This is a genomic window from Lentzea alba (genome assembly GCF_011067745.1).
Lineage (GTDB): Bacteria > Actinomycetota > Actinomycetes > Mycobacteriales > Pseudonocardiaceae > Lentzea > Lentzea alba.
Window position 1 is genome coordinate 245,070 of sequence record NZ_JAAMPJ010000014.1, and the last position, 24,049, is coordinate 269,118.

The 24,049-nt window shown below is 69.7% G+C and carries 22 protein-coding genes; 17 read left to right on the forward strand and 5 right to left on the reverse strand.

Translation table 11 applies throughout. From position 1 onward, the window contains the following. Nucleotides 1-6: 6 nt before the first annotated feature. The 6 genes from G7043_RS39405 (at nt 7) to G7043_RS39430 (ending at nt 7,251) form a co-directional block, all read left to right on the forward strand. Nucleotides 7-762: a TetR/AcrR family transcriptional regulator gene (locus tag G7043_RS39405; RefSeq protein ID WP_313888299.1), complete on the forward strand. Its 756-nt coding sequence runs from the start codon at nt 7-9 to the stop codon at nt 760-762. Between the two features lie 107 nt (nt 763-869). Then, nucleotides 870-2,111 (forward strand): hypothetical protein, encoded by a 1,242-nt coding sequence (locus G7043_RS39410; protein WP_313888300.1) that lies wholly within the window; start codon nt 870-872, stop codon nt 2,109-2,111. Further along, nucleotides 2,108-3,064, forward strand: a complete 957-nt coding sequence (locus G7043_RS39415; protein ID WP_313888301.1) for a glutamate ABC transporter substrate-binding protein — start codon at nt 2,108-2,110, stop codon at nt 3,062-3,064. Before G7043_RS39410 ends, G7043_RS39415 begins: the two co-directional genes overlap by 4 nt. A gap of 17 nt (nt 3,065-3,081) precedes the next feature. Next, nucleotides 3,082-5,211: a serine/threonine-protein kinase gene (locus G7043_RS39420; RefSeq protein ID WP_166053797.1), complete on the forward strand. Its 2,130-nt coding sequence runs from the start codon at nt 3,082-3,084 to the stop codon at nt 5,209-5,211. Continuing rightward, on the forward strand, nt 5,211-6,179 hold the full coding sequence (locus tag G7043_RS39425) for a PP2C family serine/threonine-protein phosphatase (protein WP_166053798.1): 969 nt from the start codon (nt 5,211-5,213) through the stop codon (nt 6,177-6,179). The genes G7043_RS39420 and G7043_RS39425 overlap by 1 nt, the downstream gene beginning before the upstream one ends. A 304-nt stretch (nt 6,180-6,483) precedes the next feature. Further along, nucleotides 6,484-7,251 carry an alpha/beta hydrolase gene (locus tag G7043_RS39430; RefSeq protein ID WP_166053799.1) on the forward strand — a complete coding sequence of 256 codons (768 nt, stop codon included), beginning with the start codon at nt 6,484-6,486 and terminating at the stop codon, nt 7,249-7,251. Here the strand turns inward: G7043_RS39430 and G7043_RS39435 are convergent. Further along, nucleotides 7,240-8,274, reverse strand: coding sequence for a LacI family DNA-binding transcriptional regulator (locus G7043_RS39435; RefSeq protein ID WP_166053800.1), 1,035 nt, complete (start codon nt 8,272-8,274; stop codon nt 7,240-7,242). The two genes, G7043_RS39430 and G7043_RS39435, sit on opposite strands and share 12 nt — an antisense overlap. Nucleotides 8,275-8,506: 232 nt before the next feature. On the opposite strand from G7043_RS39435, the gene G7043_RS39440 reads away from it, so the two are divergent. The 4 genes from G7043_RS39440 to G7043_RS39455 all read left to right on the forward strand — a co-directional run bounded on the left by G7043_RS39440 (nt 8,507) and on the right by G7043_RS39455 (nt 11,953). After that, a complete protein-coding gene (locus tag G7043_RS39440; protein ID WP_166053801.1) occupies nt 8,507-9,526 on the forward strand; it encodes a sugar ABC transporter substrate-binding protein in 1,020 nt (339 codons plus the stop codon). A gap of 3 nt (nt 9,527-9,529) precedes the next feature. Next, nucleotides 9,530-10,531 carry an ABC transporter permease gene (locus tag G7043_RS39445; protein WP_166053802.1) on the forward strand — a complete coding sequence of 334 codons (1,002 nt, stop codon included), beginning with the start codon at nt 9,530-9,532 and terminating at the stop codon, nt 10,529-10,531. After that, complete coding sequence (locus tag G7043_RS39450) at nt 10,528-11,295, forward strand: ATP-binding cassette domain-containing protein (protein WP_166053803.1); 768 nt, start codon at nt 10,528-10,530, stop codon at nt 11,293-11,295. Before G7043_RS39445 ends, G7043_RS39450 begins: the two co-directional genes overlap by 4 nt. 163 nt (nt 11,296-11,458) lie before the next feature. Then, the gene (locus G7043_RS39455; RefSeq protein ID WP_166053804.1) at nt 11,459-11,953 is read left to right on the forward strand and encodes a hypothetical protein; all 495 of its coding nucleotides are present in this window, start codon (nt 11,459-11,461) and stop codon (nt 11,951-11,953) included. A 6-nt stretch (nt 11,954-11,959) separates the two neighbouring features. On the opposite strand, the gene G7043_RS39460 is transcribed toward G7043_RS39455, so the two are convergent. Then, nucleotides 11,960-12,514 carry a hypothetical protein gene (locus G7043_RS39460; protein ID WP_166053805.1) on the reverse strand — a complete coding sequence of 185 codons (555 nt, stop codon included), beginning with the start codon at nt 12,512-12,514 and terminating at the stop codon, nt 11,960-11,962. Between the two features lie 21 nt (nt 12,515-12,535). Continuing rightward, complete coding sequence (gene hrpA / locus G7043_RS39465; protein ID WP_166053806.1) at nt 12,536-16,417, reverse strand: ATP-dependent RNA helicase HrpA; 3,882 nt, start codon at nt 16,415-16,417, stop codon at nt 12,536-12,538. 75 nt (nt 16,418-16,492) lie between these two features. On the opposite strand from hrpA, the gene G7043_RS39470 reads away from it, so the two are divergent. From G7043_RS39470 to G7043_RS39485, 4 genes are read left to right on the forward strand one after another with little or no spacing between them, the layout of a single operon-like run. Then, nucleotides 16,493-17,056, forward strand: a complete 564-nt coding sequence (locus tag G7043_RS39470; RefSeq protein ID WP_166053807.1) for a DUF4240 domain-containing protein — start codon at nt 16,493-16,495, stop codon at nt 17,054-17,056. A gap of 55 nt (nt 17,057-17,111) precedes the next feature. Further along, nucleotides 17,112-17,693, forward strand: a complete 582-nt coding sequence (locus G7043_RS49640; RefSeq protein WP_166053808.1) for a DUF4240 domain-containing protein — start codon at nt 17,112-17,114, stop codon at nt 17,691-17,693. Nucleotides 17,694-17,750: 57 nt separating this feature from the next. Further along, a complete protein-coding gene (locus G7043_RS39480; RefSeq protein ID WP_166053809.1) occupies nt 17,751-18,302 on the forward strand; it encodes a DUF4240 domain-containing protein in 552 nt (183 codons plus the stop codon). Further along, a complete protein-coding gene (locus G7043_RS39485; RefSeq protein ID WP_166053810.1) occupies nt 18,302-18,628 on the forward strand; it encodes a hypothetical protein in 327 nt (108 codons plus the stop codon). Before G7043_RS39480 ends, G7043_RS39485 begins: the two co-directional genes overlap by 1 nt. On the opposite strand, the gene add is transcribed toward G7043_RS39485, so the two are convergent. Both add and G7043_RS39495 read right to left on the reverse strand, forming a co-directional pair. Continuing rightward, on the reverse strand, nt 18,595-19,569 hold the full coding sequence (gene add, locus G7043_RS39490) for an adenosine deaminase (RefSeq protein ID WP_166053811.1): 975 nt from the start codon (nt 19,567-19,569) through the stop codon (nt 18,595-18,597). The two genes, G7043_RS39485 and add, sit on opposite strands and share 34 nt — an antisense overlap. Before the next feature lie 341 nt (nt 19,570-19,910). Continuing rightward, nucleotides 19,911-20,627, reverse strand: coding sequence for an alpha/beta hydrolase (locus G7043_RS39495; protein ID WP_166053812.1), 717 nt, complete (start codon nt 20,625-20,627; stop codon nt 19,911-19,913). Nucleotides 20,628-20,715: 88 nt separating this feature from the next. On the opposite strand from G7043_RS39495, the gene G7043_RS39500 reads away from it, so the two are divergent. The 3 genes from G7043_RS39500 to G7043_RS39510 all read left to right on the forward strand — a co-directional run bounded on the left by G7043_RS39500 (nt 20,716) and on the right by G7043_RS39510 (nt 24,046). Continuing rightward, the gene (locus G7043_RS39500) at nt 20,716-21,087 is read left to right on the forward strand and encodes a DUF4180 domain-containing protein (protein ID WP_166053813.1); all 372 of its coding nucleotides are present in this window, start codon (nt 20,716-20,718) and stop codon (nt 21,085-21,087) included. 50 nt (nt 21,088-21,137) lie between these two features. After that, nucleotides 21,138-22,184, forward strand: coding sequence for a threonine aldolase family protein (locus G7043_RS39505; protein ID WP_166053814.1), 1,047 nt, complete (start codon nt 21,138-21,140; stop codon nt 22,182-22,184). 374 nt (nt 22,185-22,558) lie between these two features. Next, nucleotides 22,559-24,046 (forward strand): M4 family metallopeptidase, encoded by a 1,488-nt coding sequence (locus tag G7043_RS39510; RefSeq protein WP_207312318.1) that lies wholly within the window; start codon nt 22,559-22,561, stop codon nt 24,044-24,046. The last annotated feature ends 3 nt before the right edge of the window (nt 24,047-24,049 follow it).

The following is a 24,049-nucleotide window of genomic DNA, read 5'->3' on the forward strand; positions in this document are numbered from 1 at the left end:
ACGTTCGTGATCGAACACACGGGCAGCGGTGACCCGGCGCGGACGCTGGCGTTGCTGTGGCGCACCCAGGAGCGCGTGTCGCGCAAGGGCAAGCCGGACCTGAGCGTGGACCGCATCGTGCAGGCGGGCATCGCGCTGGCCGACGCCGACGGGCTGAAGGCGTTGTCGATGCGCCGCGTCGCCGAGTCGCTGGGCGTGGGGACGATGTCGCTCTACACCTACGTGCCCGGCAAGGGCGAGCTGATCGACGTCATGGTCGACACCGTCCAGGCCGCGACCGGGCGGGAGCCGGCCGAGGGCTGGCGTGCGCACCTGGCATACGTGGCGCGGGAGAACCTGGCGCTGTACCGGCGGCATCCGTGGTTGCTGCAGGTGGCACCGTCGCGCACGGTGCTGGGGCCGCAGGTGGCGGCGAAGTACGACTTCGAGCTGCGCGGGCTGGAGGACGTCGGGCTGTCGGACGTGGAGATGGACTCGGTGCTCAACCTCGTGCTGGGCCACGTGCAGAACTCGGCGCGGGGGCTGACCGCGGCGGCGGTGACCGAGCAGGAGACGGGGCTGACCGACCAGCAGTGGTGGGACGCGGCGGCGCCGTTCCTGATGACGGTGTTCGACCCGGCGCGCTTTCCGGTGGCGGCACGCGTGGGCGGCGCGGTCGGGGAGGCGCACCAGAGCGCGTTCAGCCCGGAGCACTCGTTCGAGTTCGGGCTGGAGATGATCCTGGACGGCGTCAATCGGCTGATCGAGTCGCGTCAGGCGTAACAGGCGAGTGACACCTTCCGGGATGCGTCGTTAATTCCCACGCGGTGTGCTTCAGGTGCCTACAGTTACGCCACGCCGATCAAGTTCGCCGTTCGGGAGGCCCGCTCGTGGTGATCGACTCGCAGCCGCGGCAGGCGCTGGTGCGCCGGGTCACCGGTCTGGCGCGGTCGACACCGGGGCGGTTGAGCCTGATCGTGCTGGTACTGGTGCTGGCGAGTCTCGCGAGCGGCGCGCTGACGACGTGGAGCGTGGTCCGGCAGGAGCGGGCGCTGGAGGACCTGGCGACCCGGTCGGAGCCCCTCTCGCACGCGGCGCAGGAGGTCTACCGGTCCTTGCAGGACGCGGACGCGACGGCGGCGAGCGCGTTCCTGTCCGGCGGGCTGGAGCCGGCTCAGCTGCGCGAACGCTACGAGGCCGACATCGCGCAGGCCCAGGCGGCGCTGTCGGTGGCGACGGCCTCCTCCCCCGACCTGACCGCGACGCTGGCCGCGCAGCTGCCGGTCTACACGGGACTGATCGAGACGGCGCGGTCGAACAACCGGCAGGGTTTCCCGGTGGGCGCGGCGTACCTGCGCGAGGCGTCGGGGCTGATGCGCACGCAGCTGCTGCCGGCGGCGCAGGAGCTGTACCGGGCGGAGACGGACCGGGTGGCGCGGGCGCAGGACGAGGCGGACTTCCCGTGGGCTTCGGTGTCGGTCGCGCTGCTGTTCGTGGTGGCGCTGTACCTCACCCAGCGTTATCTGACCCGCAAGACGAACCGGTTGTTCAACGTCGGCCTGCTGGTCGCGACCGGGGCGGCGGTGCTGTCGCTGTTGTGGGTGACGACGGTGTCGGTGCTGGTGATGAACGACGTGGCGGACTCGCGGACGGCGTCGGCGAAGGTCGACGTGCTGGCGCAGGCGCGGATCGCGACGCTGACCGCCCGCGGCGAGGAGACGTTGACGCTGGTCGCGCGCGGTGCGGGGCAGACGTACGAGAAGAACTTCGTCGAGGTCTCCGCACGGCTGGAGGGGCAGCTGGACCAGGCGAAACGGCTGGACGACACCGAGGCCGTCGACCAGGCGATGCGGCACTTCCGGCAGTGGCAGCAGGTGCACCAGCGCATCCGCGAGGCCGACGACGCGGGCCAGTACAACGACGCGGTGGCGCTGATCAACAACCCGTACTTCGACTCGCTGGACCAGGATCTGGTGCGGGCGATCGGCGAGGCGCGGCAGGACTTCAGCGACGAGGTGGCGGTGGCGCGGGCGTCGCTCGCGGGCACGGTGGTCGGGGTGCTGGTGCTGGCGGTGATCAGCGCGGTCGGGTCGACGATGGGCCTGTGGCAGCGACTCAAGGAGTACCGGTGAGGCGACTGACACTCGCGGCGGTCATGCTGCTCGGAGCGTGTTCGGCGGGTCCGGCGCCGAGCGAGGTCGTGCCGCGGGGCGCGCCCACGCCCCAGCCCGCCGGTGCCAGCACCGTGACGGCCGCGCCGAGCAGTTCGGCGGGCCCGGCGCCGTCGTGCGACCCGACAGCGAGCCTGCGACCAGGCGCGTTGCCGGCCGCGGGGCAGATGCCGGCGGGCTCGAACATGGAACGGATCTTCAAACGCGGCCGGTTGATCGCCGGGGTGGACCAGAACTCGTACCTGATGGGGTTCCGCAACTCGTTCACCGGCGAGATCGAGGGCTTCGACGTCGACGTCGTCCGGCAGCTCGCGAAGGCGATCTTCGGTGACGAGAAGAAGGTGCAGTTCAAGGTCGTCACCTCGGCCGAGCGGATCCCGATGCTCAAGAGCGGCGAGGTCGACGTCGTGGTGCGCACGATGACGATCACCTGCGAACGGCTCGAGGACGTCGACTTCTCGTCGGTCTACTACCAGGCGGGCCAGCGGGTGCTGGCCCGCCGCAACTCCGGCATCACCGGCGTGGACAGCCTCAAGGACAAGAAGGTGTGCGTGGCGTCGGGGTCCACGTCGCTGGGCAACGTCGTCAACCGGGTGAAGACGACGGTGAGCGTGCCGAACTGGACGGACTGCCTGGTGATGCTGCAGCAGGGGCAGACCGACGCGATCTCCACCGACGACACGATCCTGGCGGGGCTGGCGGCGCAGGACCCGTACACCGAGGTGGTCGGGGCGCGGTTCACCGAGGAGCCCTACGGCGTGGGTGTGCCGAAGGGGCAGGAGGACCTGGTCCGGTTCGTCAACGGCGTGCTGGAGCGGATGCGCGGGGACGGTTCGTGGGCGGCGATCTACGCCCGGTGGCTCAACACGCTCGGACCGGCACCAGCGCCGCCTGTCGCTCGTTATCGGGACTAGGGAGGGGGTCGCGCGAGATGAGCGAGGACCTGGATCTGCCCGCGACCGGGCCCGCGACGTCGCCGGGGACCGCACCCTGGTCGGTGTCGCAGGAGGCCGTGCGCTCGAGCTCGGGCCGGGCCCGCCGGGGCAGCGCGCGGTCGATGAGTCGCGGCCGGCTCGGCGCGGGGCTGGTCGAGGTGCCGCGGGTGCCGTACCGGGATCCGAAGACCGCTGTGCTGGAGAACCCGGAGGTGCCGGAGGCCAAGCGGTTCTGCTCGAAGTGCGGCAAGAAGGTCGGGCGGCGCGGCGACGGCAAGCCGGGCCGGGTGGAGGGGTTCTGCCCGCAGTGCGGGCACGCGTACTCGTTCACGCCGAAGCTGGAACCGGGCGAGGTGCTGCACGACCAGTACGAGGTGCTGGGGTGTCTCGCGCACGGCGGCCTGGGGTGGCTGTACCTGGCGCTGGACCACGCGGTGAGCGACCGGTGGGTGGTGCTCAAGGGCCTGCTCGACTCGGGTGACGCGGACGCGATGGCGGCGGCGCTGGCCGAACGCCGGTTCCTGGCCGAGGTCGAGCACCCGAACATCGTGAAGATCCACAACTTCATCCGGCACGCGGACCGCAAGACCGAGAACCTCGTCGAGTACATCGTGATGGAGTACGTCGGCGGCGAGTCGATCAAGGACATGATCACGCACCGGCGCCGGGAGGGCCGCGGCGACGAGGCGTTGCCGCTGGCGCAGGCCATCGCGTACGTGCTGGAGATCCTGCCCGCGGTCGGCTACCTGCACGGGGTGGGGCTGCTGTACTGCGACTTCAAGCCGGACAACATGATCCACACCGAGGAGCAGCTCAAGCTGATCGACCTGGGCGCGGTGCGGCGCATCGACGACCACCACTCCCCCATCTACGGCACGATCGGCTACCAGGCGCCGGAGATCGGCACGATCGGGCCGTCGGTGTTCTCCGACATCTACACCGTCGGCCGCGCGCTGGCGGTGATGAGCTTCCCGTTCGACTTCCGCGGCCGCTGCAAGGACCGGTTGCCGACGGTGGACGAACAACCGCTGCTGGGCCGCTTCGAGTCGTTCCACCGCCTGCTGCTGCGCGCCACGAACCCGAACCCCGAGCTGCGGTTCTCCTCGGCCGAGGACATGGCCGACCAGCTCACGGGCGTGCTGCGCGAGGTGCTGGCGATCGAGGACGGCGTGCCGCGGCCCGGCCTGTCACGGCAGTTCACGCCGGAGCGCCGCCGCTTCGGCGTGGAGGGCGCGCTGGACCTGGCCGAGGTGGCGCAGGCGTTGCCGGCACCGAGCGTGAACACCTCGGACGCGGCCGCCTCGTGGCTGGCGACGGCGACGACGTCGGACCCGGCGGGGCTGCGCAAGGCGCCGGAGTACACCGTGGAGGTGCGGTTTCGGCTGGTGCGGGTGCTGATCGAGTCCGGGGACACCGAGGCGGCGCTGCGTGAGCTGGAGGCGCTCACGGCGCCGTCGATGTTCGACGAGTCCGAACTGGACCCCGAGGACTGGCGTCCCGACTGGTACCGGGGCCTGGCCGCGCTGACCGACAAGCGTCCCGAGGACGCGCGGGGGTTCTTCGACGCGGTGTGCTCGGCGGTGCCGGGTGAGGCGGCGCCGAAGCTCGCGCTGGGTGTGTGTCTCGAGGCCGTCGGCGACCTGGTGGCGGCGGCGGGCTGGTACGAGCTGGTGTGGCGAACGGACCACGCGTACGTGTCGGCGGCGTTCGGCCTGGCGCGAGTGCTGCTCGCGTGCGGGAACCGGGCACGGGCCGTCGAGGTGCTGCTGTCCGTTCCGGACACATCTTCACAACATCTGGCCGCGCAGATCGCGGCGGTGCGCGCGCAGCTCGGTCACAGCGACGCGGAGGACCTCGTGGCCGCCGGGGAACGGTTGCACGCCTTGGACATCGACGTTCACTCGCACACGCAGCTGGCGGCGGAGCTGCTGGAGGCGGCGTTCGACTACGTGACCCGCAATCAGGCCGCCGAGGGCAAGGTGCTGGACTGTGCACTCTCCGAACACGAGCTTCGGCTGGGTCTCGAGCGGCGCTACCGCACGCTGGCCCGGTTCGCGGCCACGCCGGAGGAACGGATCGCATTGGTGGACCGCGCGAACGCGGTAAGGCCTAGGACGTTGGTTTGATGGACACCCTGAAGTGCCCGGAGTGCTTCGCGCCCGTCGCGCCGGAGGACCGGTTCTGCGAGGCGTGCGGACGCAACCTGCTGGTCCGCCGCACGCCGCTGGGCGGGCCGACCGGTCCCGCGCAGGCCTCGTGCATCTTGTGCGGCTCACCCGACATCGATGACGAGGACTACTGCACTCAGTGCGGCCGTCACCAGCCATCGGCGCGTGACCGGGTCGAGTACACGCTGGGCGCGGTGTCCGGTGTGTCGGACCGGGGCAAGCGGCGGGCGCGCAACGAGGACTCGATGGCGTTCGGGCACGTCGCGGGCAAGGGTGTCGCCGCCGTGGTCTGCGACGGCGTGGCCTCGTCCGAACGCGCCGAGCAGGCGTCGCAGGCGGCCGCCGACGCCGCGGTGGACGTGCTGCTCAACGCGCTGATCGACACCGCCGACCCGGAGCAGGCGATGATCGACGCCGTCGCCGCGTCGTGCTTCGCGGTCGAGCAGCTCGTGGAGAACGAGCCGATGGAGGCGGGCGGCCGGGGTGTGGCGCCGTCGTGCACGTTCGTGTCGACGCTGGTCACGGGGAACTCGGTGACGGTCGGCTGGGTCGGTGACTCGCGCGCGTACTGGCTGGCCGACGAGGGCTCGAAGCAGCTCACGACCGACGACACGTGGGCGGCGCAGCTGGTCGCCGAGGGCGTGCTGACCGAGGAGCAGGCGCGCACGGACCGTCGCGCGCACGTGCTGTCGCGGTGGATCGGCGCGGACGCCGGCCGGGTGGTGCCGCAGGTCGTGACGCTGCAGCCGACCGGGCCCGGGGTGTTCCTGCTGTGCTCGGACGGGCTGCACAACTACCGGCCGCAGCCCGAGGACCTGCAGCCGTTGCTGCCGTGCGGGCCGGAGGAGTTCGTGAAGGTCGCCCTCGAGGCGGGCGGCCACGACAACATCACCGTGGTGCTGGTGCCGTTCGCCCCGGCCTCCTAGGCCAACCTCCGAAGCAGCCTTCGTCCGTCGGCACCCACCGCACCCTTCACTCTCCCCAGTCCCGCCCCGCCTGCCGTCGGGTACGCGGGGGCCCTACGTCCGCTCCAGTAGTACGAAAGGTCCCCGCGTACTACGAGATGGGGCTGGTGGGGTTTGTGTGAGTGAATGCGGCGGCGGCTTTACCTCGGCACACGGCGTGGTGCACACGTTCTGGTGATTTCGCCCTGCGGCTGTGGACAGGTGTCGCGGCGTCCCGAGCTTCGGCTGGTCGACGAAGACGGGCAAGCGCTGCTGAAATGGGCTGATGGGCAGGCCGGTGTTGATCGCGGTGGCGGTGGTTGTCACCATCGTCGCCGTGGTCTTCGCCTTTCAGCGCAAGCTGGTCTACTTCCCCTCCCCTGGTCCGCTGCCGTCCGCCGAGGAGGTTCTGCCCGGTGGGCGGGACGTGCGGCTGGTGACGGCGGACGGCCTGCTGCTCGACGGCTGGCACTTCGAGGTGCCGGACGCGCCCGCGACGGTGATCGTGTTCCCCGGCAACGGCGGCAACCGGTCGGGCCGCGTGTCGATCGCCCGCGAGCTCACCGATCGCGGGTTGTCGGTGTTGCTATTCGACTACCGCGGCTACGGCGGCAACCCTGGCAAGCCCTCGGAGGAGGGGCTGACGTACGACGCGCGGGCGGCGCTGGACCTGATCGACGGCCCGGTGATCTACTTCGGCGAGTCGCTGGGCGCGGCGGTGGCCGTGGAGCTGGCGACGCATCGCGCGCCGGTGGGGCTGGTGCTGCGGTCGCCGTTCACCTCGCTCGCGGCCGTCGGGTCGCACCACTACCCGTGGCTGCCGGTGAAGATGTTGTTGCAGGACAAGTACCCGCTGCTCGAACGGGTGTCCGCTGTGGACGTTCCGACGGTCGTGGTGCTGGGCACCGCGGACTCGGTGGTGCCGCCCGCGCAGAGCCGTGAGGTGGCGACGGCGGCGCGGGCGAAGCTGGTCGAGATCGCCGGCGCCGACCACAACGACGAGGTGCTGTGCTCGGGTCCGCAGGTGATCGACGCGGTGCTGTCAGTCCGCTGACGGCGCGATCTCGCCGGAGCCGCGGCGCACGAGCGCGGCAGGGACGACGGCGTGCACGGGTGGTGAGGTGTCGCCGTCGATGCGGGCGAAGATGAGCTCGGCGGCTTTGCGGCCGATGCCGGGGACGTCCTGGCGCACGACGGTGATGCCGGGTTCGAGCATGTCGGCGAGCGGGAAGTCGTCGAAGCCGATGAGCGCGATCCGGCGTTGCAGGCCGCGGGCGCGCAGCACGCGCATGGAGCCGACGGTCACGAGGTTCTGCGCGGTGAACAGGGCCGTGGGTGGCCGGTCGAGGTCGAGCAGCGTGTTCGTGGCCGTTTCGGCGAGGTCGGCGCCGTGCAGGTCGGTGCGCACGAGTTCCTCGCGCAGGGTGAGGCCTGCCTGGGCGAGGCCTTCGAGGTAGCCGGTGTAGCGCTCCTGGCTGGTCCACAGGGTGCGGCGGTCGCCGAGGAAGGCGATGTCGCGGTGGCCGAGCGCGGCGAGTTGCAGGACGGCTTCGCGGGAGCTGTCGCGGTTGGTGGTGGTGACGCAGTCGGTGCTGCCGAAGGTGGGTGGCCGGTCGACGAGCACCATGGGGGTGCCGCGTTCGCGTTCCTGTTGCAGGGCGTCCTGGTGCCCGCCGGCGGCCATGACCACGACGCCGTCGACGCGGCGGGCGGCCAGGGAGACGAGCAGTTCGCCCTGCAGGGTGCGGTCGTCCTCGCTGCTGCCGGCGAGGACGAGGACGCCGCCTTGGCGGGCGCGGTCCTCGACGGCGCGCAGCAGGGCGGAGTCGAACGGGTTGGACAGGTCCTCGAACAGCACGCCGATGGTGGCGCTGCGGCGGTCGGAGCGGCGCAGGCTGCTGGCGGTGAGGTTCGGGCGGTAGCCCAGGGTGCGGGCGGCGGCGCGGACGCGGTCGACGACCTCCTGGCCTGCTCCGGGCAGTCCGTTGATGACACGGGAGACGGTCTTGGTGCTGACCTTCGCCAGCGCCGCGACGTCGCGCATCGTGGGTTCGCGTCTTTCGCCTGCTTGATCCATGTCCACCCACCTCGGTAACGCTTGCGTAACGCCCGCTTGTCGCGTCTTCTCCTGGAAAGCTAGCGTCAACGATGACGTAATGGAATCCCCGGTTTCTCCACACCCGGCTCGAACGGGCCGGTACGACCAGGGGCTTCTGCACCACTTGGTTTGAGTACTCGCGTAGCCGGGCCCGTTTCATCACCTCTCGCTCCACGCGGCCGGTTGCGTCAACGTTGACGTAGGAGGAGTCATGTCGCGCAGAGCGTTCGGGCTGACGGCGGCGGCGTTGCTGACGCTGGCCGCGGCGGCTTGTGGCAACGGCGGTTCGTCGGGTGGTGGCGCCACGCTGGTCGGCCTGGTCACCAAGACCGACACCAACCCGTTCTTCGTGAAGATGAAGGAAGGCGCGCAGCAGGCGGCGTCCTCGGCGGGGGCGACGGTGCAGTCGTTCGCGGGCAAGCAGGACGGCGACAACCAGTCGCAGGTCGACGCGATCGAGAACCTGATCGCCTCGGGCGCGAAGGGCATCCTGATCACGCCGAGCGACTCGAAGGCGATCGTGCCGTCGGTGGACAAGGCGCGGGCGGCGGGGCTGCTGGTGATCGCGCTGGACACGCAGCTGGAGCCGGCGAGCGCGGCGGACGCGACGTTCGCGACCGACAACTACAAGGCCGGGTTGCTGATCGGGCAGTGGGCGAAGGCGAAGTTCGCCAAGGACGGCAAGCAGGCCAAGATCGCGCTGCTGGACCTCAACCCGAACCAGGTGTCCGTGGACGTGCAGCGCGACCAGGGTTTCCTGGAGGGCTTCGGCGTCGACGTGAAGGACAAGAACAAGATCGGTGACGAGTCCGACCCGCGGATCGTGGGCCACGACGTGACCAACGGCGACCCCGCGGGTGGCCGCACGGCGATGGAGAACCTGCTGCAGCGCGACCCCGGCGTCAACCTGGTCTACACGATCAACGAGCCCGCGGCGGCCGGCGCGTACGAGGCGTTGAAGGCCGTGGGCAAGGAGAAGGACGTCGTGATCGTCTCGGTCGACGGCGGCTGTCCCGGCGTGAACAACGTCAAGGCCGGGGTGATCGGGGCGACCTCGCAGCAGTACCCGCTGAAGATGGCGCAGCTGGGCGTGGAAGCGGTCGCGAAGTTCGCCAAGGACGGCTCCAAGCCGCAGAACACCGACACGGGCGTCACGTTGATCACCGACCAGCCGGCCGACGGGGTGGAGTCGAAGGACTCGGCGTTCGGCCTGCAGAACTGCTGGGGCTGATCGATGACAGTCGTGGTGGAGGAACGGGACCGCTCGCTGCTCACGCGCGTGCAGCACCTGTTGCACGCGCAGGCCACGATCGGACCGGCGGTGGTGCTGCTGGCGTCGGTGATCGTGTTCGCGTTGCTGTCGGATCGGTTCCTGACGCCGGGCAACATCTCGCTGATCCTGCAGCAGGTCGCGGTGGTGGGCACGCTCGCGGTGGGGCAGACCATCGTGATCCTGACCGCGGGCATCGACCTGTCGTGCGGCGCGATCATGGTGCTGACGTCGATCGTGATGGCCAAGGTGGCGGCGGAGACCGGGCTGCCGGGGTTGCCGGCGCTGCTGCTGGGGTTTCTGGTCGGCACGGTGTGCGGGCTGCTCAACGGACTGCTGGTGACGCGGCTGAAGCTGCCGCCGTTCATCGTCACGCTGGGCACGCTGAACGTGTTCTTCGCGCTGAACCTCTGGTACTCCGGCAGTGCCACGATCCGCGGCACGGACATGCCGTCGCTGCTGTTGTGGACCGGGCAGACGTTCACCGTCGGCGGCACCCGCATCACCTACGGCTCGATCATGCTGGTGCTGCTGGTGGCGGCGATGGCGTTCGTGCTCAAGAACACCGCGTGGGGCCGGCACGTCTACTCCACGGGTGACGACCTGGAGGCCTCGCGCCTGTCGGGCATCCGCACGGCGCGGGTGCTGCTGTCGGTGTACGCGACGGCGGGCCTGATCTACGCGGTGGCCGCGTGGACGCTGATCGGCCGGATCGCCTCGGCGTCGCCGCAGGCGGGTCAGACCGACAACCTGGACTCGATCACCGCGGTGGTGATCGGCGGGACGTCGCTGTTCGGCGGCCGCGGCGCGGTGGTGGGCTCGCTCATCGGCGCGTTGATCGTCGGTGTGTTCCGCAACGGTCTGGCGCTGGCGGGTGTCGACGTGCTGTGGCAGACGATGGCCGTGGGTGTGCTGATCATCGTCGCGGTGTCGCTGGACCAGTGGATCAGGAAGGTGAAGGCATGACCACGCCGGTGCTGCAGGCCCGTGGCCTGGTCAAGCGATACGGCAAGGTGACCGCGCTGGCGGGCTCGGACCTGGAGCTGCTGCCCGGCGAGATCCTCGCGGTGATCGGCGACAACGGCGCGGGCAAGTCGTCGCTGATCAAGGCCCTGTCCGGGGCGGTGATCCCGGACGAGGGCGAGATCTTCGTCGACGGCGACCCGGTGTCGTTCTCGACGCCGATCGACGCGCGGCGGGCCGGCATCGAGACGGTGCACCAGTCGCTGGCGGTGTCGCCGTCACTGGACATCGCGGCGAACCTGTTCCTGGGCCGCGAAAAACGCCGTGCTGGTGTGCTGGGTTCGGTGTTCCGGATGCTCGACCGTCAGGGCATGCGCGAGGAGGCTCGCCGCCAGCTCGACGCGCTGGGGATCATGACGATCCAGAACCCCGGCCAGGCGGTGGAGACGCTGTCCGGCGGCCAGCGCCAGGCCGTGGCGGTGGCGCGGGCGGCGGCGTTCGGCAGCCGGGTTGTGATCATGGACGAGCCGACCGCCGCGCTGGGTGTGCGGGAGTCGCGCGCGGTGCTGGACCTGATCCTGCAGGTCCGCGACCGCGGGTTGCCGGTGATCCTGATCAGCCACAACATGCCGCACGTGTTCGAGGTGGCCGACCGCATCCACATCCAGCGGCTCGGGCGGCGCAAGGCGGTGGTGGACCCGAAGTCGGTGTCCATGTCGGACGCCGTGGCGATCATGACCGGCGCCATGGAGCCGCCTGAGGCCTAGCCCGCGCCGAACGGGTTGTCGATCACGGCACCGCCACCGGCCGTCCGCTCCCCCCGCGGGCGACGTCGGTGGCGGTGCCGTGTACGTCGCCGATGGTGCGCCAGATGGATGACTCCGCGACGGATGCGGCGATGTGCGGATGAGCCTCTGGGACTCTCCCGTGATGAGCACTCCGCTGCCGACGACCAGAGAGCTGGTCTTGAAGTACGCCACGACCGTGGCTGCGGGTTTCGCGTTCTGGGGAACTGTCTGGAATCTCGTGTACGACAGGTTCCTCTACCGCTTCATCAAGATCTGCGTCGGCGACGTCGACCCCGGCAACCTGTCGTCGTTGAACACCTGCAAGCCGATATCGCACGTCTCCTGGGTGCTGATCGTCAGCTGCGCGGTCCTCGGCGCCGGCCTGGCCGTTGGTCACGCCGTCGAGAGAGCGTCCCGCGCCGGTCAGTCGACGAGGGCGGCGCCAGGCCGTCCGGGCCCGCAGGTGAGCCCGTTCGCGGTCAACCCGCCCTGGCCGGCCACCTCGTCCGCAGCGGGCCGACCGGCCGAGCCACCGCCGGCGCGTGATCGGTTCGCGTTCTTCGGCGACAAGCGGCTGGTCGGCTTGTGGACGCTGTGCGGCGTGCTGGTCGGGATCATCCAGATCTTCTTCCGCTGACGCCGGCTACTGGGCGAGGTCTCGCAGCACTGACTCGAGTGGCGCGAGGACGTTGCGGGAGATCTTGAGCTCTTCGGAGACGAGCACTTTGCTCGTGGTGAGCCGGCGCCAGAACTGGCCTGCGACGGGGATCTCGATGATGTCGAGCTCGAACACCGGCGGGTGGCCGAGTTCTTCGGTGAGCTGATCGACGACCTCGCGGAGCAGGTCCGAGAAGGCGGCCCTGGCGTCGTCGCGGCGCTGGGTGTTCTCGGGTGAGCGCCGGTCGGGCTCCCATTGTTCGTGGGCGCCGACCAGTTCTTCTGGCAGGCCGGCGGGCCAGCGGCCGGGTACGTGCTGGGCGCCGCCGGTGACGAGGGACTGCCTCCACCACCGGTCCCACTCGGCCCCGAAGGTCTCGGGCACCGTGACGCCGTGCAGCCGCGGCACCGGCGGCGTCAGGGGTGGGATGGCGTCGGCGGTGGGGGTGCTGATGCCGAGGGCGTCGCGGACGTAGAGGGCGAAGGTGTCGCCGGGGCCGCTCGACACCACCCATCTGTGCTTGCTCTGGTCGAGGTGCATGTCATCCGACGGTAGCGGCTGCTACAAGGGCACGGCGTCCAAAGCCTTGTAGATGCGCTTGTCGCTGACGGTGTACCGCGTCCCGATGGTCTGGGCGAAGTACGACAGCCGCAGTTCCTCGATCATCCAGCGGATCTCGTCGAGCTCCGGCGCGGGTTCGTCGGCCGGGGTCTGCGCGCGCAGTTCCCGGTACTCGGCGTGGACCTGGTGGACCTTGCCGGTCCAGTCGAGGTCGCGGCGCGGGTTCTCGGGCAGTTTCTCGATGCGCCGGGAGATGCCTTTGAGGTAGCGCACGAGGTCGGGCAGCCGGTCGTAGCCGGTGTGGGTGACGAATCCCTTGTACACCAACGAGTTGAGCTGTGCGCGGATGTCGGCGACGGAGTCCGGTGCGCCCTTGAGCCCGGTCAGTTTCAGCTCGGCCTCGTGGGCGGCTTCGAGGACCTTGCGGACTTCCTGCACGACGACCCAGGTGGTGTCGTTCAGCGCGGCCTGGACCTTCTTCAGTTGCGCGGCATAGCTTCGAGCGTCCCACGCGGGTTCGCCCATGAGCCGGTCGACGGCGGCCATGATGCAGTCGGACAGCAGGTTCGCGACGCCGCCGTGCGGGTTGCGGGTCAGGGCGAGCTTGGCGGCGTTGTCGAGGTGGCGTTGCAGGTGTTTGACCGGTGAGTTGATGCCCAGCAGCAACAACCGGCGCACGCCGCGGCGGTGGGCGTAGGTCTGCCGGCCGGGGGTGTCGAGGACCTTGATCGCAACCGCGGAGCCGTGGTCGACGAGCGAGGGGTAGGCGGTGACGGTGATACCGGACTGCCGTTGCTCGATCGTTTTCGGCAGGGCGTCGAAGTCCCAGGTGGTGAGCCCGGTGCGTTCGAGGTGGCCGGCGGCCTGGCTGAGCGACTCGCGGACCTCGTCGCGCAGTTTTTCCTTGAGCGCGGCGATGTCCTTGCCCTCGGCCAGGGTGCGGTTCTGCTCGTCGACGACCTGGAAGGTGAGCTTGAGGTGGTCGGGGACGGCGTCGAACTGCCAGTCCTCGCGCTGCACGGTGACGCCGGTGAGTGCCCGCAGTTCGCGTTCGATGCCGCCGAGCAGGGACGTGTCGGCGGGTGTGAGGCGGGCGAGGACGGCGGTGGCGACGTCGGGGACGGGCACGAAGTTGCGGCGCAGCTGTTTGGGCAGCGACCGGATCAGCGCGACGACGAGTTCGTGGCGCAGGCCGGGGATCTGCCAGGAGAACGCGTCGTCGTCCAGGGTGGTGAGCGCGGGCAGCGGGAGTTGGACGGTGATGCCGTCCTTCTTGGTGCCGGGCTCGAAGTGGTAGCTCAGCGGCAGCGTGAGTTCGCCTTGGCGCCACTGGTCGGGGTAGGCGTCGGGGCTGACGTCGGCGCGGTCGTTGACCAGCATTTCCTTGGTGAAGGTCAGGAGGTTCTTGTCCTTCTGCTTCTTCCACCAGGAGTCGAAGTGCCGCGCGGAGACGACCTCGGCGGCGACGCGCTGGTCGTAGAACTCGTAGAGGGTTTCCTCGTCGACGACGATGTCGCGGCGGCGGGCGCGGTTCTCCAGTTCCTCGACCTCGTCGAGCAGGGCGCGGTTGGTGTGGAAGAACCGGTGGTGGGTGGTCCACTCCCCCTGCACGAGGGCGTGGCGGATGAACAGCTCACGGCTGAGTTCGGGGTCGATGCGGCCGTAGTTGACCTTGCGGCCGGCGACGATCGGCACGCCGTAGAGCGTGACCTTCTCCAGGGCGACGACGCTGCCGCGTTTGGTTTCCCAGTGCGGTTCGGAGTACTGGCGTTTGACGACGTGTTCGCCGAGGCGTTCGGCCCATTCGGGTTCGATCTTGGCGACGATGCGGCCCCACAGGCGGCTGGTCTCGACGAGTTCGGCGGCCATCACCCACTGCGGTGGTTTCTTGGCGAGCGCGGAGCCGGGGAAGATCGCGAACTTGGCGTTGCGGGCGCCGAGGAACTCGGTGAGGGGGCGGCGTTTCTCGCCGGGGGCCTGCTTTTTGAGGACGTCCTGGACGCCGATGTGGCTGAGCAGACCGGACAGCAGGGCGATGTGGATGTTGCGGGGGTCGCCGGGCTGGTCGGCGGGGTGCAAGCCGATCTGCTTGGCGACCTGGCGCAGCTGCAGGTAGATGTCCTGCCATTCGCGCACGCGCAGGTAGTTGAGGAACTCGTTCTTGCACAGTTTGCGGAACTGGTTGCCGCTCAGCGCCTTCTGCTGTTCCTTGAGGTACTGCCACAGGTTCAGGAAGGTGACGAAGTCGGATTCCTTGTCGACGAACCGGGCGTGCTGCTGCGTGGCGGCTTCCTGGTGGTCGGCGGGCCGTTCGCGGGGGTCCTGGATGGACAGTGCCGCGGCGATGATCATGACTTCTTTGAGGCAGCCGGTGGTGTCGGCTTCGAGCACCATGCGGCCCAGGCGCGGGTCGACGGGCAGCTGGGCGAGCTTGCGGCCGGTCGGGGTGAGTTTCTGCTCCGATGATCCCTTCTGGGCGGCGTTGAGGGCGCCGAGTTCTTGGAGCAGGCCGATGCCGTCGTTGATGTTGCGCGAGTCCGGCGGGTCGATGAACGGGAACTTCGCGACGTCGCCGAGGCCGATGGCGGTCATCTGCAGGATGACGCTGGCGAGGTTGGTGCGCAGGATCTCCGCGTCGGTGAACTCGGGCCGTGCCTCGAAGTCCTCTTCGGAGTACAGGCGGATGCAGATGCCTTCGCTGACGCGGCCGCAGCGGCCCTTGCGCTGGTTCGCGGACGCCTGCGAGATCGGTTCGATGGGCAGTCGCTGGACCTTGAGGCGGTGGCTGTAGCGGGAGATGCGGGCGTTGCCGGGGTCGATGACGTACTTGATGCCCGGCACGGTGAGGCTGGTCTCGGCGACGTTGGTGGCGAGCACGATCCGGCGGCCGGTGTGGCGCTGGAAGACGCGGTGCTGCTCGCCGACGCTGAGCCTGGCGTAGAGCGGGAGGATCTCGGTGTTGCGGAGGTCTTCTTGTTTGAGGGCGTCGGCGGTGTCGCGGATCTCGCGTTCGCCGGACAGGAACACCAGGACGTCGCCGGGGCCTTCGGCCTGCAGTTCGTGGACGGCGTTGATGATGCCCTGGGTCTGGTCGTCGTCCTCGTCGAGCGGCCGGTAGCGGGTCTCGACGGGGTAGGTGCGGCCGGAGACCTCGATGATCGGGGCGTTCTCGAAGTGCTGGCTGAAGCGTTGCGGGTCGATCGTGGCGGAGGTGATCACGATCTTGAGGTCCGGGCGGCGCGGCAGCAGCTGTTTGAGGTAGCCGAGCAGGAAGTCGACGTTGAGGCTGCGTTCGTGGGCCTCGTCGATGATGATCGTGTCGTAGCGGCTCAGCGTCCGGTCGGTCTGGATCTCGGCGAGCAGGATGCCGTCGGTCATGAGTTTGACCAGGGTGTCGTCGCCGGACTGGTCGGTGAACCGGACCTTGTAGCCGACGGCGTCACCGAGTTTGGTGCCGAGCTCCTCGGCGACGCGTTCGGCGACGGTGCGGGCGGCGATGCGGCGGGGCTGGGTGTGGCCGATCTGGCCGGTGACGCCGCGGCCGAGCTCCAGGCAGATCTTGGGCAGCTGGGTGGTCTTGCCGGACCCGGTCTCGCCGGCGACGATCACGACCTGGTGGTTCGCGATCAGCTCTTTGATGCCGTCCTTGTGCTGGCTGACCGGCAGTTCCTGCGGATAGGTGATCTTGGGAACGGACTCCCGGCGCAGCTCGACCACGAGGGCGGCCTCGTCGATCTGGGCGGCGATCTCCTCGGTGATCTTCTTGCGGGCGAGCGGGTCTGTGACCCGGCGTACGCCGTCGAGGCGCCTGGCGAGCCGGCGTTGATCACGCGGCATGAGCTCGGGCAGGCGTTTGTGCAGTTCAGCGAGCGGGGTGTCCATTTGCGCTCAAGGATAGTCAGGACGTTCAAATCGTTCGCGCCAATAACTGTCGGACCCGGCCGCTAGCGTGGCGGCATGGACACCGGGGGCTTCTGGAGACTGGTCGATCACGCGCGGGAGAAGGCGGTTGACCTGGACGAACGGCGGGCGTGGCTGTCCGGGCGGCTGGCGTTGTTACCGGCCGGTGAGATCGCCGACTTCGCGGTGCGCCTGGACGAGCAGCGGCGGCGGGTGGACACGTGGGCGCACTGGCAGGCGGCGACGCTGATCTGCCGGGGCCTGTGCGGCATGGACTCGTTCTTCTACTTCCAGGCGTGGCTGATCGGGCAGGGCCGCGAGGTGTTCGAGTCGGTCGTGGAGTCTCCGGACGCGCTGGCGTCCCTGCCCGCGGTACAGCGCTTGGCGTCGGCGGACTCCGGGGCGGATGAGGACTGGCCGGACTGGGAGGCGCTGTACCGGGTGCCGGACGCGGCGTTCGAGGCGGTGTTCTCCGGTGATCTGGACGAGGTGCTGGAGTCGCGGGGGCAGACGCGGGCGTCGGATGTGTCGCCGGGCGGTGAGGACGTGAAGATGGAGGATCCCGCCGACATCGCGTGCCGGATTCCGCGGTTGTGGGCGTTGTTCGGGAATACGGCGTGATCGTCCGATCGGCGCACCCCGAAAATTGTCGGACCCGCCCGATAACGTCGTCGGCATGGACCTCGACGTCTTCTGGGACCTGCTCGACGAATCGACACATTCCGCCTCTGACCAGCGGGAACGCCGTGCGTGGCTGACGTCGCGGCTGGCTTTGCTGTTACCGGGCGACATTGTCGGTTTCGAGGTGCTGCTGAGCGCGTCACGCGGTCGGGTGAACACGTTCTCACACTGGCACGCGGCTTATGTTCTGTGCGACGGCTTGTGTTCGGCGGAGCAGTTCTTCGCATTCCAGTCGTGGTTGATCGGGCTGGGCCGCGACGTGCTGGGGTCGGTGGCGTCGTGCCCGGACGCGCTGGCGGAGGTGCCGGCGGTGCGGACGTTGCTGGCGGTCGGGGCACAGTCGTGGCCGGATGCGGCGTGGCCGTTGTGGCCGGGACTGGAGCGGGTGCCGCGCGAGGCGTTCTTCGCCGCGACGGGCCGTTCGCTCGACCGGGCGCTGGCGATCTTGGGGTGTGTGCCGGTGACGGACGCGGGCCCGTTCTCGGGTCCGGTGTGGGATTTGGACTCGCCGGTGGAGGCGGCGGTGCGGCTGCCGCGGTTGTGGGAGCTGTCGGGTGGGCAGGAGAAGGCCGCCTGACCTGGTCCGATCCGCGGGCGTCAAAAATTGTCAGACCCCCTCGCTAGCGTGCTCGGCATGGACCTGAACGCGTTCTGGGCCCTGGTCGAGAGGTCGTCCGCGGAGACCTCCGGGCAGGACGAGCGGCTGGAGTGGCTGACCGCCGCTCTGTCCGGCGCGGATGCGTGTGAGTTCGCGCTCCGGCTGGACGAGGTGCGGCGGCGGGTGGACACGTGGGCGCACTGGCACGCGGCCGACGTGATCTGCGCCGGGCTGTGCTCGGACGACGGGTTCTTCTACTTCCAGGCGTGGCTGATCGGGCTGGGCCGGGAGGTGTTCGAGTCGGTGGAGTCGTCACCGGACGCGCTGGCGGATCTGCCGCACGTCCGGATGCTGGCCTCGCGTGGTGGCGTGCACGCGTGGGCGGATGACGAGTGGCCGGACTGGGAGGGCCTCGACTACGTGGCGGCCGAGGCGTTCGACGGTGATCTGGAGTCGGTGCTGGCCTCGCGTGGCGTGGAGGTGCTGGTGTCTCCGGATCCGTCCGGTGAGCAGTGGGATTTCGCGGATCCGGCGGAGATCTCGGCCCGGATTCCGCGGCTGGGCGCGTTGTTCGGGAAGGTGGCGTGATGGACATCCCGGTGGATGTCGTGGTGTGGCGGGCTCCGGGGCCGGCGTCGTTGCCGGAGGCGGCGGCGCGGTATGCGGAGCTGCGGTCCTCGCCGCTGGGCGCGTTCGACACCGCGGTGGCGGCGTTCGTGCGCGAGTTGCGGCAGACCTCACCGGACCCGGCCTCGCCGGTGACGTGGAACGAGGCGCTGACGGTGGGCACGGACGCGGTGATCGTGCACGTGGTGTGGCCGGGTCAGCGGCAGGTGCTGGACCTGGTGGCGTTGCTGGCGGCGCGGCACGGTCTGGTGTGTTACGAGCCGGCCCGCCAGGTGGCGATGTCCTGACGCAGCGCGGTTTTCGTGGCCGCGGGCGCGAAGGAGGCGTCGACGGCGTTGGTGGCGATCGCCGCGAGGGCGTCGTCGTCGAACCCGAGGACGTCGCGCAGCACCCGGTACTCGTCGGTGAGGGTGGTGCCGGTCGTGGCGGGGATGTCGGTGCTGAGCGTGACGGTCAGCCCGGCCTCGACGAGTTGTGGCAGTGGATGAGAGGAGAGTGAGTCGACCAGTCCCAACGCTACGTTGGACGACGGACACGCTTCGAGCGGAATGGCGCGGTCCCGCAGCAGCGCGACGACCTCCGGGTCTTCGAGGGCGCGGAACCCGTGGCCGATCCGGTCGGCGAGCCCGACGGTCACGGCTTCGGCGACGCTCGGCGCCCCGCAGCACTCCCCCGCGTGGTGCACGAGCCCGATCCCGGCTTCCCGCGCGGCACGGAACACGGCGGCGAACGGCGTCAGCGGGTAGTCCTCCGCGCCCGCCATGCCGATCGCCACGACCCGTGGGTGCAGTGTCGCGAGCCGAAGCGAGGCCTCGAGTCGTTCGACCGACCGTTTCCGAGGGTGGTCCACGATCACACGGCATTCGATGCCGTGGGCGGCCTGTCCTGCGGCGAGCCCGGACAACACCGCCTCGAGCGGCATGTCCGGATCGGCGAGCCGTTCTCCGTGCGCTGCCGCGGTGAACGTGACCTCGGCGTACCGGGTCCCCTGCGCTGCTTCCTCGGCGCAGAACTCGTACGCGATCCGGTGAAAGTCCTCGGCTCGCCGCAGGCAGTCCCGCACTGCCCCGTTGTGGTCGGCGAACTGCGTGAAGTCGGCGAACGGCCCGGTCCGCGCCCGCACGTCGATGCCGTGGTGGTCGGCGAGCTCGGCGAGGGTGTCTGCCCGCACGGTGCTTTCCAGGTGCACGTGCAGGTGGGCTTTGGGCAACGCCGCAAGATCACGCATGTGCGGCGACGCTACGCAGCGCCGCCGCACCACGCCCGGCATTTTCGGCGCGGCATTGTCGGCCCAGCCGCATGCGGGGTGCCACAGCACCGTGGGGAACCGCCGTGTCGAACCGCGGAGCCGCGGCACGGGTGCGGAACTGCCCTGTCGTGCCCTGAGGAGTAGGCCGCGTGTTCGCCCTGCTTCGGGGTGCCGGCCGCGTCGAACCACACGGCCGCCGAACCGTGGTGTCGCGCCCTGGGACGTGAGCCGCCCCGTCTTCAACCCGCCACCGCGGGCCAGCCGCGTCCCACAGGAACCGCGTCGAACCGCTCACCCGCCGCGTGCCCCGGAGGGCGGCGTCACCCGGCGAGGAACCGGACCGCGCTGTCCAGTTCGGACTCCGGCACCTCGCCGTGCCCGCCGGGGTTGGCGTGCAACGTCTTCTGCCGGGAGCCGAAGGCGTCGAACAGCGCGAGCCCGGCGTCGCGGGCGACCAGTTGGTCGTCCCACTGCAGCAGGAACCGCAGCGGCACCGTCACCTGTGCTGCCGCGGGCACGAGGTTCGGGGACGCGCCGACGAGTCCGAACACGGCCGCGCGGACTCGGGGTTCGGCGGCGGCGAGTGGGATGCCGATGGCGGCGCCCATGGACATGCCCCAGAACCGGGTGCCGGTGTCGCTGTCGATGTCGGGCAGGTCGAGCAGGTCGTCGAGCGCGGATCGCCATTCGGGGACCGCTTGTGCGGCCAGAACGGCGCAGTACTCGTCGAGGAGGGTCGTGGCGTCCTGGCCTGCCGCGGTGCGGGCCCTGATCTCGGTGATGAATCGGTCGTCCTGCGGGGATCGTGGGCGGTCGCCGTGTCCTGGCGAGTCGAGGGTCACGACCGCCAGGCCGGCGGCGACGCAGCGGGCGGCCTGAGCGAGCGTTCTGGGGGCTCGTTTGTGCTGGCCGCCGCCGTGCGCGCCGAGGACGAGTGGTGCTGGGTGGCCGGGGGTCCACAGGACGCCGGGGACGCCGTCGTGGACGAAGTCGCGTTCGGTGATGCCGTCGGTGGGCGTCGTGGAGAGAAAGCGCATGGAAGCCGGCCTTTCGGGCTCTGGGATCACCTGTGGCATCGGAATTGGCCGCGACAGCGGGAGTGTGGCGCCACTAGGTTTTCGTGTCATGCCTGATGTTGTGCAGACGCGCCACGGCGCCACGGTCCTGATGTGCGCGCCGGACGGGCCGCCGATCGCCGACGAGCAGTCCGCTGTGGATCTGATCGGCACGTTGTGGGGTCAGGACGTGCAGTGGCTGGTGCTGCCGGTGGCGCGGCTGACCGAGGACTTCTTCGTGTTGCGCACGCGGGTGGCGGGTGCGGTGGTGCAGAAGCTGCAGCAGTACGGGTTCCGGGTGGTGGTGGTCGGCGACATCGCGCGGCACGTCGAGGCGAGCACGGCGTTGCGTGACTTCGTGTACGAGTCGAACAAGGGCCGGCAGTTGTGGTTCGTCGCGGACGAGGCCGAGCTGGACGCGCGACTGAGCGTGGCTGCCTGACCACCGCACAGCCGCTATTGCAAGTTAGTTGCAACAGCTAGGCTCGTGGGATGGACATCCGCCGTTCGTTGTCGAACCATTCCGGTGCGCGCCGGTCGCCGCACGAGGTGCTGAGGCGTCTCGCCGAGCGGATCACCCCGCAGACGCAGCCGCAGGACCCGGTGCGGGAGCTGGAGGAACGGGTCGCGGACCTGCTGGGCAAGCCGCGCGCGTTGTTCTTCCCGTCGGGGACGATGGCGCAGCAGACGGCGTTGCGGGTGCACTCGGAGCGCACGGGCCGGCGCGCGTTCGCGGGGCATCCGCAGTCGCACATGCACGTGTGGGAGAACCAGGGTTACAGCGCGGTGCACGGTCTGCGGTTCCATCCGGCCGGCGACCGCCACGAACTGCTCACCCTCGACGACCTGAAGGCCGTCGGTGAACCGCTGGCGGCGATCGTGATCGAGCTGCCGCAGCGCGACATCGGCGGCCAGCTGCCGGCGTTCGCGGACCTCGCGGCGCAAACCCGATGGGCGCGGGACAACGGCGCGGCCGCACACTGTGACGGCGCGCGGTTCTGGGAGGCGCAGACCGGGTACGACGCCACACCTGCCGAGATCGCGGACCTGTTCGACACCGTGTACGTGTCGCTCTACAAAGGACTCGAAGGCGTGCGGGGCGCGGTGCTCGCGGGGGACGCGGAGACGATCGAGCACGCGGCGGTGTGGCGGCGCCGGTTGGGCGGGGCGATCGTGGACGCGTGGCCGTTGGCGGCGATCGCGTTGATGGGCATGGACGAGAACCTGCCGCGGATGGCGGAGTTCAAGGCCCACGCGCAGGCGCTGGCGGCGGCGATCAACGCCGACGGGTTCGCGCACACCACCCCGGAGGTGCCGGTCACTCCGGTGTTCCACGTTCATCTGCCGATGTCACGGGAGGCCGCGCAGCAGGCAGCGCAGAACCTGCTCGAGGACGCGGGGATCAAGCTGTTCCTGTACGCGCGGTCGAATCCGGATCCGCGGCGGTGCAGTTTCGAGGTGAGCGTGGGGGTCAGCGCGCTGGAGTTCACGCCGCGGGAGGTCGCGGAGTTGATCAGAGGGCTGCCGTCGCGCGCGTGAACCTGTGACCCAGGTCTCAGGCTGGGCGGTTAACTCTAAACAAGATCCCTCCGGTAGGGCTGCACCAACCGGAGCAGCATATTAGGCCGTCCGCACGGTCGGCACGGAAAGTTTCCGTTGTGTTTCCACGGTCGTTGAGCTGCTCTTATGTCCACTATGCGGGCAAATTCCGGTCTCCTGACCAGCGACGCTGCGCAATTCGTGAAGCAATCTCGCAATTTGGGAGTGGCTGGTCGCATGCACTGAGAGCAATACGATCACCACGCCCGGTCATCGACGAGTGATCGACGATGACCGGGCTGTTCCACGGTGGTCGACCCGGCACCCCTGCACCGCCGGAGCGACCACTCCCTGCAGCGGAACAAGGAGCGTTCATGAAACGCACAACCCTGGGCATCACCACCGCCCTGCTGTCCGCGGCGGCACTGGCCGCCACGGGCACGCTCGGAGCCAACGCAGCCGAGCAGAACACGGCTGGGCAGGCGGGGACGATCTCCACCGCCCTCGGCCTGTCCGGCGGTGAGCAGCTCGTCCCGCGCGACGTCGTGCGCGACGCCGACGGCACGCACCACCTCCGGTTCGACCGCACCCTCAACGGCCTGAAGGTCATCGGCGGCGACCTCGTCGTCACGCAGAAGGCCGGCCAGCTCACCGGCGTCACCAAGGCGACCGAGGCCACCCTCGCGGGCCTCGACACCTCGGCGCCCGCCACGGCCCGCTCCGGCGCGACGCTCGTCGTGTTCGCCCTGGACCACGCGCCCGTGCTGGCGTGGGAGACCGTCGAGCACAGCGTCAAACAAGACCAGACGCCGAGCGAACTGCACACCTTCACCGACGCCAAGACCGGCGAGACGCTGCTGTCCTACGACGACATCCACGTCGCGGAGGGCACCGGCCAGTCCACCTTCAGCGGCGCGGTCGCCCTGAACACGACCCAGTCGGGCTCGACGTTCCAGCTCAAGGACCCGGCGCGCGGCAACCAGGCCGTCAACAACCTCAACAACGGCTCGGGCACCGGCACGCTGTTCACCGACGCCGACAACAAGTGGGGCAATGGCACCTACACCGACAAGGCGACCGCCGGTGTCGACGCGGCGTACGGCGCGGCGAAGACGTGGGACTACTACAAGAACATTCACGGCCGCAGCGGCATCAAGAACAACGGTGTGGGCGCGCTGAGCAAGGTCCACTACGGCAACAACTACAGCAACGCGTTCTGGAGCGACTCCTGCTTCTGCATGACCTACGGCGACGGAGCCCAGAACCGCAACCCGCTGACCTCGATCGACGTCGCCGCGCACGAGATGTCGCACGGCGTCACCTCGGCCACCGCGGGCCTGGTCTACTCCGGTGAGTCCGGCGGCCTCAACGAGGCCACCAGCGACATCTTCGGCTCCACCACCGAGTTCCACGCCGGCAACACCGCAGACGCCGGCGACTACCTGATCGGCGAGAAGATCAACATCCGGGGTGACGGCAAGCCGTTGCGCTACATGGACAAGCCCTCCAAGGACGGCCGCAGCCTCGACTACTGGTCGGCCACGGCGGGCAACGTCGACGTGCACTACTCCTCGGGCATCGCCAACCACTTCTTCTACCTGCTGTCCGAGGGCAGCGGCCAGAAGACGATCAACGGCGTCGCCTACGACTCCCCCACCGTCGACAACCAGCCCGTCACCGGCATCGGCCGCGCCAAGGCCGAGAAGATCTGGTACCGCGCGCTGACCACGAAGTTCACCTCCAGCACCAAGTACGCCGCCGCCCGCACCGGCACCCTCGCCGCCGCGGCCGACCTCTACGGCGCCTCGTCGCCGGAGTACGCGGCGGTCAACCGGGCCTGGGCCGCGGTCAACGTCAAGTAGCGA